Genomic DNA, 7332 nt, shown 5'->3' with positions numbered 1-7332 from the left:
AATGTACATTTACTGATTATGCTTCTGACTTCTTTTCGGCCGTTTTGTGAACAGCTTTGATACTAATATTCCCATTGCTGGTCATGACGGCTTTGAGTTGTTTCTCACTTGGATGTTCCAGGTAATAATCGGTAATGGCATCTTCGATATGGTCTTGGATGGTACGACGGAGTGGGCGGGCCCCCATTTTTGGATCGTATCCCAGATCAACCAATTTTTCTTTGACCTTCTCTGTCACATCCAGATGAATCTCATTTTGTGCGAGACGTTGACTGACTTCATCCAGCATGAGGGTAACGATTTGGAGAAGGTTTTCTTTTGATAGAGGTTGGAATTCAATGATGCCATCAAAACGGTTCATGAATTCAGGGCTAAAGAAGTTTCCGAGTTCTCCAAGTACAGAGTTGGTTCGACCTTCGCGAGCAGCTCCAAAACCAACATTGGCCTCAGCCTTGCCGGTTCCAGCATTAGAGGTCATGATGATAATGGTATCTTTAAAGCTGACGGTACGGCCTTGACCATCTGTCAAACGGCCATCATCTAAAACTTGCAAGAACATGTGCATGACATCTGGATGGGCTTTTTCCACTTCATCCAACAACACGAGGGAGTAAGGATTGCGACGAACCTTTTCAGTTAGTTGTCCAGCTTCATCGTAGCCAACATAGCCCGGAGGAGCTCCGACTAGTTTCGCTACGCTATGTTTTTCCATGTATTCGCTCATATCAAAGCGGATCATATTGTCTGCAGAGCCAAAGAGCTCGATCGCTAATTGTTTAGACAGTTCGGTCTTTCCGACACCAGTTGGTCCGACAAAGAGGAAGCTTCCGATTGGACGGTTAGGCGATCCTAAGCCGACACGATTGCGTCGAATGGCTTTCGCGATTTTATCTACTGCATCGTCTTGACCAATCACATGAGCTTTCAAATCAGAAGCCAGATTGATCAATTGAGACTGTTCTTTTTCTTTCAAATCACCAACAGGAATATTGGTCTTTTGTTCAACGATGTGTTCAATCGTTTTTTCACTGATGACAGGGGTCTCCTGATCAGTGACATGTTGACCTTGCATTTCCTTGTATTTCGCGATTTGATCGCGGAAGTAGGCTGCTTTTTCAAAGTCTTCTTCTCGCGTCGCTTGAGCTTTGAGGTTTTCCGCTTCAATCAAGCGCTGATCGATCACTTTTGGATCCACAAAGTTTAGGGTCAGGTTCATCTTAGATCCCGCTTCATCCAACAGATCAATGGCCTTGTCTGGCAGGAAGCGATCTTGGATGTAACGGTTTGAAAGAATAGCTGCCGCTTCGATGGCCCCGTCTGTATAGTGGACGTGGTGGTAGTCTTCGTATTTTTTCTGGATGCCCTTGAGGATGGTGATGGTTTCTTCAACCGTTGGTTCATCGACCTTAACGGGCTGCATGCGACGTTCCAAGGCCGCATCTTTTTCAATGATACGGTATTCATTGAGGGTAGTAGCCCCAACTAATTGGAGTTCTCCACGCGCCAAGGCTGGTTTGAGGATATTTCCAGCGTCCATATTACCTTCGCCGGCTGATCCTGCGCCAACAATTTCATGGATTTCGTCGATGAACAGAATAACATCTTCGCGTTGACGAATTTCATCCATTAATTTTTGCATGCGTTCTTCGAATTGACCACGGATGCCTGTGCCCTGAACGAGGCTCACGACGTCTAGGCGGATGACTTCTTTTCCTTGCAATTTATGTGGAACGTCGCCATCGACGATTTTTTGAGCCAGGCCTTCCACAACGGCAGTTTTTCCGACCCCAGGTTCTCCAATCAGAACCGGGTTGTTCTTGGTTCGACGGTTGAGAATTTCGATGACACGGATAATCTCCTCATCACGGCCAATGACAGGGTCAATATCCCCTTTGCGGGCAATTTCTGTGACATTGATGCCGAACTCTTCTAAAAGACCTTTTGGCTTTTGAGGACGGGCTTGACGAGGGTCTTGACCACCACGGTTATTGTTTTGGCCGTAACCGCCACCTCCATAACTGCCTCCAGATTGAGTTGGAGGTGTTTGAGGTTCTTGTGGACTTTGGAAGTTTCCAAGGTTATTGAAGAAATCTTCGAAGGGATCTCCGGTCAGTTGGCTCCGTTGGGTCATGCCTTTCAAGAAGCTGTTATTTGGGTCTGTTTTCATAATTTTATAGCAATTTTGACAGAGGTCTACTTGCTGCTGGCGTCCATTTACATTTGTATATAAATGGATGGTTGATTCATTTATTTTACAATTTTGACAAAGCATATACATACCTCACAGTAGGTTTTTGATGGTCTTCCATCAAGAAACGAGCCTATTTTTAAAAGGTCAAAAATAGTCAAAGATTTATAGTTTCATTATATCAGTATTCTAGAAGTTTGCAAGAATTTGCTACGGAATGTCGCTAAGGAGTGAAGATGAGAGCAAATCAATGGAAAAATGTGAATTTTTATTGGAAGAGCTTTCTCTTTTATGATAAAATAGGAGAGTAGAAAGTTAAGAGGAGAAATAAAATGGAATCACATTTAGTACGGATTATCAACCGTTTGGAGACGATGACAAAAGACGGTGGAAACTTGAAACGTAATTTTGAACGTGACGGTGTTGTTGTCGCTGAAGTAGCCTACAACCACAATGAAGAAGAAGGTTCAACCTTTACACTTCGTGATGTTGAAGCGCGTGAAACCTATACATTTGATAGCATTGATTTAATTGCAATGGAAATTTATGAATTGCTTTACTAAGCAGCTGTGTGGATGAGTTTGGGGTGGTCTCAAGCTCATTTTTTGTCCATCTGGCTATAGTTTTCGTCTATAAGAAATTCTAAATAGGAACAGTTAGGTTTGAGAGTTGAAATCTGCTATAATAGAGAGGACTATTTTCATTACTTGACTAGAAAGAGAATTGATATGACGACACTCATTGATGGGAAGGCGCTCGCTACAAAATTACAGGGTGAGATTGCAGAGAAAACAGCACGATTAAAAGAAGAGACAGGAGTTGTGCCTGGCCTCGTTGTCATCGTGGTAGGAGATAATCCAGCTAGCAAAATCTATGTAAGAAATAAAGAGCGTTCTGCTATTGCGGCAGGCTTTCGGAGTGAAGTGAGACGACTTCCTGAAAGCATCAGCCAAGCTGAATTATTAGAAGTGATCGAACACTACAATCAGGATCCCCTTTGGCATGGGATTTTGGTGCAGTTGCCACTGCCTAAGCATATCGATGCGGATGCAGTCCTTTTAGCGATTGACCCGGCAAAAGATGTGGATGGCTTTCATCCATTGAATATGGGACGCTTGTGGGCTGGAAATCCTATTATGGTGCCATCGACGCCTGCTGGGATCATGGAGATGTTCAAAGAGTACGGGATTGATCTAGAAGGGAAGCGAGCAGTCGTGATTGGTCGTTCCAATATCGTTGGAAAACCAATGGCGCAGTTGCTCCTCGCCAAAAATGCGACGGTAACCTTGACCCATTCCCGGACCCATCATCTGCCTAAAATTGCTAGAAGAGCAGATATCTTGGTTGTTGCGATCGGTCGTGCGAAATTTGTAACAGCAGACTTCGTGAAAGAAGGCGCCGTCGTTATTGACGTCGGAATGAATCGAGATGAGAATGGCAAATTGTGTGGGGATGTCGATTTTGACTCCGTTGCCCCTTTGGCCAGTCATATTACCCCGGTACCAGGAGGGGTTGGGCCTATGACCGTCACCATGCTGATGGAGCAGACCTACGAAGCAGCTGTTCGTGCCTTAAAAAAATGAAAGTGTGAACAAGATGAAGTTTGTATTTGATTTAGATGGAACCCTGTCATTCGATGGTGTCACAATCGATGATGAAATCAAACAGGTCTTATTGAGAGCAGAAGAATTTGGTCATGAAGTCGCCTTTGCTTCTGCACGTTCTTACCGGGACTGCTTGGGTCTTTTAGGGGACCCATTGAGTCAGCAACTCGTGATAGGCTTAAATGGTGGATTGGCCTATCGCCAGGGGCAATTAGTATATGAGGAACAATTGGACAAGGATGTGTATCGGGAAGTCCTTGGCTTTTGCCGCCATTACAATCTACCATTTTTTGTGGATGATACCTTTGATTACAGCGGACAGATTTTGGAAAAGATTCCTTTTGTTGCTAATGTAGATCCCCTCAAGAAAGCCCAGTATCGTTCATTAGAGGAGCTGACAGATCCGATTAAGGTCGTGATCTATATGGGTGGCCATGAGGAGCTCGTGGATGAGATCATCGAGCGGATCGAAAAGACAGACAAGGCCCATATCCGCTATCATGCGCATGAAAAATGCATCTATCTCAATCCAGCAGACACGCATAAAGCGACAACCGTAGAAGAACTCTGTGGAGAGAATTTCGTGGCTTTTGGCAATGATCAAAATGATATCGAGCTCTTTGAAAAAGCTCTTTATGCAGTTCAGATTGGTGATTTTCCAGCCCTTCAGCCTTATGCGGATGATCAATTGGTAGCCAAACAAAATCAACCACAAGCTGTGGCTGCTAAGATCTTGCAAGTCTTTGCAGAATTCAGAGGAAAATAAAAGATGGAGGGGGAGTCGTGGCTTCTCCTTTTTCACTAGAAATGAGGAAGGTATGAGAACAGTTCAGAAAGAAGAGATCCAGCGTGTTATTGTGAAGCGAGAGGAGAATTCTTATAAGGGCGATTTTGGTCGCCTGCTCTTGATTGGGGGAACTTACCCCTATGGAGGAGCTATTATTATGGCAGCCCTTGCTGCGGTTCATAGTGGAGCGGGGCTGGTTACTGTCGCAACAGATCCTGATAATCTGACAGCCCTTCATAGCCATCTTCCTGAAGCCATGGGCTTTGATCTAGCCGATCACGAACTCCTTTGTGAGCAGCTCCAAAAAGCCGGTGTGATTCTCGTAGGACCGGGCTTAAAGGAAGCAAGAGAAAGCCAAGCGATCTTACACATGATTTTTGAGCATGTCTCTAGCCAGCAGGTCTTGATATTAGATGGCGGAGCTATTAGTCTTTTTGCAGCTTCTCAGTTTGACCTGCCAGAGGCTCAGTTGGTCTTTACCCCTCATCAAAAAGAATGGGAAAAACTATCGGGACTTGATCTAGCAAGCCAGATAGAAGGCAAGAGTCGAAGAGCAGTACAGAACTTTCCTCAAGGGACTGTCATTGTAGAAAAAGGGCCTCACACCCGCATTTGGACAAGTGGGCAAGATGAGGGCTATAAGCTAGATGTTGGTGGTCCCTATCAAGCCACAGGTGGAATGGGGGATACCTTGGCAGGGATGATCGCAGGATTTGCGGGTCAATTCCCACAGGTCAGTCTCTATGAGCGTGTGGTGGTTGCGACCTATCTCCATTCAGCCATTGCAGAAGACTTGAGCAAGGAGGTTTATGTGGTTCTACCGACGACCATTAGCCAAGAAATCCCAAAATGGATGAAAAAGTGGAGTGACAAAGATCAGGTTACCAGCACTGAAAATAGAAAATAGGTAAAAAAGATGAAGGAAAGCATTCGGAAGGCAAATCAGTATATCGATGAAAACAGGAAGAAGGTTAACCAGCAATATAGAGGAGCATTTCATTTGTTACCTCCAATCGGCTGGATGAACGATCCAAATGGCTTTGTTTATTTCCGTGGGGAATACCATTTGTTTTACCAATTCTATCCCTATGATAGTGTTTGGGGTCTCATGCATTGGGGGCATGCCAAATCAAAAGATCTTCTCCATTGGGAAGAACTGCCAGTAGCTTTAGCACCAAGTGAAAGCTATGATAAGGATGGTTGTTTCTCGGGGAGTGCTATTGTGAAAGATGACAAGCTCTATTTGCTGTATACGGGTCATGTAGACGATGAGGAAAAGCGAGAAGAGACTCAGTGTCTTGCGGTGTCGACAGATGGCATTACCTTTGAAAAATTGCCTACTAATCCTGTGGTCCATGCTCAACATATTGAGGGGATCGCAGATATTGCAGATTTTCGTGATCCTAAAGTATTTGAATATCAAGGAAGCTATTACACTGTCGTTGCTTCTAAGACGCCAGATGACAGAGGTCAAATTCTCCTATTTGCATCAAGTAATCTAGTAGATTGGGCCTTTACATCTGTTCTTTTAGAAGGTGAAAAAGGGCAAGGGATTATGTGGGAGTGTCCTGATTTCTTCCCTTTAGATGGCAAATGGGTCTTGATCCTGTCTCCCATTGAAATGGAAAGGCAGCAAGAAAAATACTGGAACTTAAATTCGACGGTTGCCTTTATCGGTGACATGGATTGGGAAACAGGGCACTTTCATATCGATTCCTATGATGAAATTGATGGCGGTTTGGATTTCTATGCTCCTCAAACTTGTCAAGGGTCAAATGGCGAACGATGCATGGTTGCCTGGATGCAAATGTGGCACCGGTCTATCCCCAGTCATGATTTAGCTCATGGGTGGGCAGGAAGCATGACGGTTCCTAGAAAATTAGGTTTGAGAGACGGAAGATTGGTTCAGGAATTACCTGAGTCTGTGAAAGATCACTTCCTTGTAGAGAATGCGCCAGAAACCATTGTGAAGGGCAATCAAATCACGATCCCAGCGAAAGGGAAACAAACCTTGTTTGAACTAAATGCCAAACCGGGTCGCTCCTTTATCCTAGGTTATGGTGATGAAACTGATCCTGATAGTGTCTTGCAATTGAGTTACGACGCCTCTCAAAAACGCTTTAGCTTAAGTCGAGACCAATTTGGGCACCCAATTTCTGGAAAAGAAAATCCAGCATTTCAATCGAGATGGATTCAGTTGGATGCTGAAAAAGATCATCATTTTTCGATCATTCGCGATACCAACTCAATTGAAGTATTCGTGGATGGTAAAACTCTCTCGATGACCTTTTATGAAACGAGTCAAAATCCCGTCTATACCCTCACGGCAGATGAAGGGATCGATTGGGTCGTAAAAACCTATCAAAAATAGGAAATCAATAGCCTCCTAAAGAAAAAAAGACAAGTTCTATGACTTGTCTTTTGTATTAGGAAAGAATGGAAGCGAGGAGTCCTCCCAGAATGAGGATGATAGCACCGCTCAGTCGGTTGGCCATTTGGGCGAAGGCGATCATTTCCATTCGATCAGATGCAGAGAGAACGGCGATATTTCCAGTTCCTCCCATAGAGTTAATGAAGGGGAACTCCAAACACTTCTTAGCTCCTTTATTGAACGATTAGAGAAGTGTGAAAAATAGGGAAGCTGGTTTAAAATAGACCAGTAGAAAGTGACTTGAATAAAATGAGGCTTGTAGAGAAAGGAAATTCATGATTTCGCTTTGTCTGCCAGCCTTTTTTGGTGTTTTTTGGTATAA

6 protein-coding genes and 1 pseudogene are annotated in these 7332 nt (G+C 44.1%); 5 read left to right on the top strand and 2 right to left on the bottom strand.

Going from position 1 to position 7332, the window contains the following annotated elements; all coding sequences use genetic code 11:
• Positions 1 to 16: 16 nt before the first annotated feature.
• Positions 17 to 2272: an ATP-dependent Clp protease ATP-binding subunit gene (locus tag NML76_RS03585; protein WP_254732696.1), complete on the bottom strand. Its 2256-nt coding sequence runs from the start codon at positions 2270 to 2272 to the stop codon at positions 17 to 19.
• 248 nt (positions 2273 to 2520) lie between these two features.
• On the opposite strand from NML76_RS03585, the gene NML76_RS03580 reads away from it, so the two are divergent.
• The 5 genes from NML76_RS03580 to NML76_RS03560 all read left to right on the top strand — a co-directional run bounded on the left by NML76_RS03580 (position 2521) and on the right by NML76_RS03560 (position 6950).
• Entirely contained in the window at positions 2521 to 2751 is a 231-nt protein-coding gene (locus NML76_RS03580) for a DUF1797 family protein (RefSeq protein WP_003005989.1), read from the top strand.
• Positions 2752 to 2916: 165 nt separating this feature from the next.
• Entirely contained in the window at positions 2917 to 3771 is an 855-nt protein-coding gene (locus NML76_RS03575; protein WP_041826248.1) for a bifunctional methylenetetrahydrofolate dehydrogenase/methenyltetrahydrofolate cyclohydrolase, read from the top strand.
• Between the two features lie 13 nt (positions 3772 to 3784).
• Positions 3785 to 4558 (top strand): HAD-IIB family hydrolase, encoded by a 774-nt coding sequence (locus NML76_RS03570; protein WP_049487481.1) that lies wholly within the window; start codon positions 3785 to 3787, stop codon positions 4556 to 4558.
• A gap of 52 nt (positions 4559 to 4610) precedes the next feature.
• A complete protein-coding gene (locus NML76_RS03565) occupies positions 4611 to 5486 on the top strand; it encodes an NAD(P)H-hydrate dehydratase (RefSeq protein ID WP_049506978.1) in 876 nt (291 codons plus the stop codon).
• 9 nt (positions 5487 to 5495) lie between these two features.
• A complete protein-coding gene (locus NML76_RS03560) occupies positions 5496 to 6950 on the top strand; it encodes a glycoside hydrolase family 32 protein (RefSeq protein ID WP_254732694.1) in 1455 nt (484 codons plus the stop codon).
• 55 nt (positions 6951 to 7005) lie between these two features.
• Here NML76_RS03560 and NML76_RS03555 read toward each other — a convergent pair.
• Positions 7006 to 7149, bottom strand: a pseudogene (locus tag NML76_RS03555) (2-hydroxycarboxylate transporter family protein); the annotation flags it as partial.
• Positions 7150 to 7332 lie beyond the last annotated feature (183 nt).

The organism is Streptococcus sp. CF8_Ac1-9 (assembly GCF_024295565.1).
Classification (GTDB): domain Bacteria; phylum Bacillota; class Bacilli; order Lactobacillales; family Streptococcaceae; genus Streptococcus; species Streptococcus parasanguinis_X.
This window is presented reverse-complemented; position numbering and strand designations above follow the sequence as displayed.